The 3,610-nt window shown below is 46.8% G+C and carries 4 protein-coding genes and 1 pseudogene; all 5 read left to right on the top strand.

Annotated features, from left to right (window positions below):
• A pseudogene (locus tag AB4496_RS24505) lies at nucleotides 1–783 on the top strand (phage tail tape measure protein); the annotation flags it as partial.
• On the top strand, nucleotides 764–1,099 hold the full coding sequence (locus AB4496_RS24500) for a DUF2590 family protein (protein WP_372070511.1): 336 nt from the start codon (nucleotides 764–766) through the stop codon (nucleotides 1,097–1,099). The pseudogene AB4496_RS24505 and the gene AB4496_RS24500, both read left to right, overlap by 20 nt.
• Nucleotides 1,096–2,289: a baseplate J/gp47 family protein gene (locus AB4496_RS24495; protein ID WP_102257918.1), complete on the top strand. Its 1,194-nt coding sequence runs from the start codon at nucleotides 1,096–1,098 to the stop codon at nucleotides 2,287–2,289. The genes AB4496_RS24500 and AB4496_RS24495 overlap by 4 nt, the downstream gene beginning before the upstream one ends.
• Nucleotides 2,290–2,292: 3 nt before the next feature.
• A complete protein-coding gene (locus AB4496_RS24490; protein ID WP_102257917.1) occupies nucleotides 2,293–2,955 on the top strand; it encodes a phage tail protein in 663 nt (220 codons plus the stop codon).
• Between the two features lie 33 nt (nucleotides 2,956–2,988).
• The coding region (locus AB4496_RS24485) for a phage tail protein (protein WP_372132404.1) at nucleotides 2,989–3,610 on the top strand (622 nt) is incomplete at its 3' end.

Raw genomic sequence — 3,610 nt, 5'->3', positions numbered from 1 at the left:
GTGCTTCCGTCTATCAATACTGTTGTTGGTTTGATGGCTGACGGCATGATGGTGCTTGTGGGCTGGACAGACGAATTCCCATGGCTTGCTGAAATTTTGGGCTATGTCTCGATTGCGGGTTTATCCCTTGGTGGTGTGGTAGCAACATTATCGCTTGCGATGGGTATTGGACAAATGATGTCGGCAGGTTGGGCCGTCACCATGACAGGTTTAAATAGCATCATGAAGTTGTTCCGCATTAGTACGATAGCTAGCGCTGCAGCAGCCTGGTTATTTAATGCCGCTTTATGGGCTAACCCAGTCACATGGGTCGTGGCTGGTATGGCACTGCTAATTGGTGGTGTGGCTGCTGCAATCTATTGGTGGGATGACTTAACCGCAGCATTCAAAGACACGGCTTGGTTTGATGTTATTGCAGGAGCGATTGAGGGTATTGTTGATTTGCTTAATATGCTCCCTGGTGTGGACATTGAGTTGGGTAGTAAGGTGGAGACGCCAGAAATCAGTGCCGCGGTTCAAGCTGAGCGAAATGCCCCTAAATCAATTGAACCCATGACGTTTGAAGCGCCAACCATGCCAACAGTAGCTAACGGTGAAAGCATTGCCGAATACAAACAACCGGGTGCTCTGCCAACGCTACCGCCAAGTATGGTTCAAAATGTGACGACTAACCACAAACCACAAGGGAGCAATGTGAACTCTTACGGTGACGTTTACATCACCGCGCCAAACGGGGTCACTCCAGATCAGTTAGCAGAGTGGGATGAACTCAATGCCGGATGATAAGAAGTATAGAGACATAAAAGTGATTGACGGAGGGTGGGAGATGGACGCAGGCCAACAGCCAACCGAATGCAGTAATTTGTACAGTATTGCTCAAGACATTAAGCACACCATTATGGAAGCCGGTTTGGCTCGTCAATTGGTTGCTGAACGAAACCCGGCTTTGCGAGCTGATGTGATGGTACAGATTGAGCAGCTAGCTGAGGGTGATGTACGAGTCGTTCCAGGTACCGCAACCGCAACAGAACGGGAAACGGGTGAAATGATCTTAACCGCGACGGCTTATGAATATGGTGAGTTTGAGGTGACAATATGAGTAAACGACCAAGCGCAGACTTTATCGATATCTTAAGTGAGTCGGGTGTGCCGGTGACCGAAGAGGAATTCGAGGCCAAGTTAAAACAAGAAGTGGCTGGGGCTGGCTGTAAGGTATCTAATGACTCTGAAATGTCACCGTTCTGGCGATGGGTTCGTGCTGCAATAATAACACCGTGTGTCTGGTTAATTAGAACGCTACTTGCTAAACACGTGATGCCGAATATCTTTGTGGCGACGGCAGAGCGTTGGGCCTTAGAGTTGAAAGCTTGGGAATACGACATTGTTCCGAAAGGGGCAGAGAAAACACAAGGCAATATCACCTTAACCAAGGTGAACGCTGCTGATGCTGTGACGGTCGAAGCTGGCGCAGTAGTTCAAACTTTGCCGATTAGTGGAGTGGTGTATAAAGTTCGTGTGCTGGCTGAAACCGTGATTGATTCAGGTCAGCTGACGGGGAAAGTGCTCGTTGAAGCATTGGAAGCTGGCTCTGATTTTAATTTGCCAGCAGGTTACTTCAATATTATTCCAGAACAGATCCCAGGGATTGTTGATGCGGTTAATGAGCCTGATTGGATCACCCAACTGGGTGCAAACACTGAAAGTAATGAAGAGTTGGCACTGCGTATTCAGAATGCTTTCACTAGTTCAGGCGAGTGGCACATTGATGACGTTTACCGCTCGATTATTTCAAGTGTCGCTGGGGTTCGTAGCGATAATATCTATTTCAAAAATACAGGTGAAGTCACGCCAGGAACGGCAGAAGCTTTGATTTTAATGGAAGTCGGTGAAACCCCTCAATCAGTCATTGATGAGTTAAATGACCACATTATGACTAAAGGGCATCACGGTCACGGTGATGTACTGACTTGTAAGGCCATTCCAGATGCTGAGCATGATGTGCTCGCCGAGGTTATTTTAGTGGAGAGCCTAGACGAGCAAGCGCAAGTGAACGAGTTATTAGAAGTCGAAGGTCGTATTAGGGCGGCATTTCGCGAAACGGCCGCTTATCCAGAGATGACTCGCTCTAAACCAGAAAGCCGTTTCAGTCTTTCTCTACTTGGTACCGAAATCCACACCAATATGACGGAGGTCGAATCGGTTAAGTTCACCGTAGGCGGAAAGGTGCAAGAAGACATCATCAGTGGCTTGGAACAACCTCGTTTGAAAACGCTAACGGTAAGGGGATAACTCATGTCTGAACATCAATATTACGATCAAAAACAATCCCCCCCAAAGTTACCAGGAGTGGTCATCCCTTGGTGGCAAGATGGAAGTACCACCTCGGAGGAAATCAAAGAGCCACACTTTTTATCGAAAGGGGTGTTCGTATTTTTTCAAATGGTTTGGAGTTGGTTGTTGTTTCCGCTTCGCCAAATGGATGCCCTGACATGCAGTGAAAAGACTTTGGAGTTAATGGCTTGGGATCGAGACATTAAACGCTTTGAGGGTGAACCGCTTTCATTGTTTCGTAAGCGAGTGAAATACGCAGCAGTGAATGCTAAAGACGCGGGGAGTGTTGCAGGTTTTAAGCGAATTTTTGAAAGGCTGGGTATTGGTATAGTCACGTTTAAAGAGCGTGAGCAGGAAGCACAGTGGGACGTGTGCACCATCGAGTTAACAGATGATGATATTGCCAATAACAACAAGTTAGCTCAAACACTAATAGAACAATACGGGCGGACATGTCGACGTTACCGTTTTGAAGTGACGTACCCAGCAATTTTAACCATTGCTAGTGGTGAACTGGCGCATAACTTCAGTCTGTTTCTAGCCGGGACTCAGCAAGCCGTTGACATGAACGTGAAGCCACAGCCAGTTGAACATCGACAACAAGTATTTATTGCCAATTTTTAGGTTGCGACCTTTTTGGTATCGAGGAGGTACCCAATGAGCCAAACGGCAATCCCACTCGAATTCGAGCGTTATTTGCAAAATCAAATGAGTGCTGGTGAGGCACCAGACATGAATGAAATGATTTTTGCGTACATTCCGAGGTTAGATCCAAGCCAACCAATTGACCGTGAAAATGGTTTGCCGGATGCTTCGCTCTGGGTTTACCAACAAGACATCGAGCAAGTGGGCAAACTGGGTAACAATGCACTGGCGTATTCAGTTGTGATCCCTGGTACGGTTTCAAGGTTTACTTTCAACTCGATTTATTTACGTGATAAGAATGCCCCGAACTCTTGTGGAATGGTGGTGCATAAAGCGAATGAGACCAAGGAACATGGCATGGTGAGCACTAAGTCATTGGTACAAGCCTATGACGGAGCCGCTCAAATTGCCGGAATTACAATTGATGCTTCAACGTGGCAGATTGACTATCACGCACGATTGAAAGGGATGGAAGAAGAGCATCGTTTGGTTTGTTTCGATAATTATGGACACACTGCTTTTATTGTGGGGGTTGACGTTACCCAACAAGCTGATCCGAATAAATACAAAGTGAATTCTGGTGTTGTTTATGTTGGTGGTTTACGAGGGGTGTTGAATGGGGAAGTGCTGCAAA

The organism is Vibrio sp. 10N.222.46.A1, assembly GCF_041473595.1.
Lineage (GTDB): Bacteria > Pseudomonadota > Gammaproteobacteria > Enterobacterales > Vibrionaceae > Vibrio > Vibrio tasmaniensis_A.
This window is presented reverse-complemented; position numbering and strand designations above follow the sequence as displayed.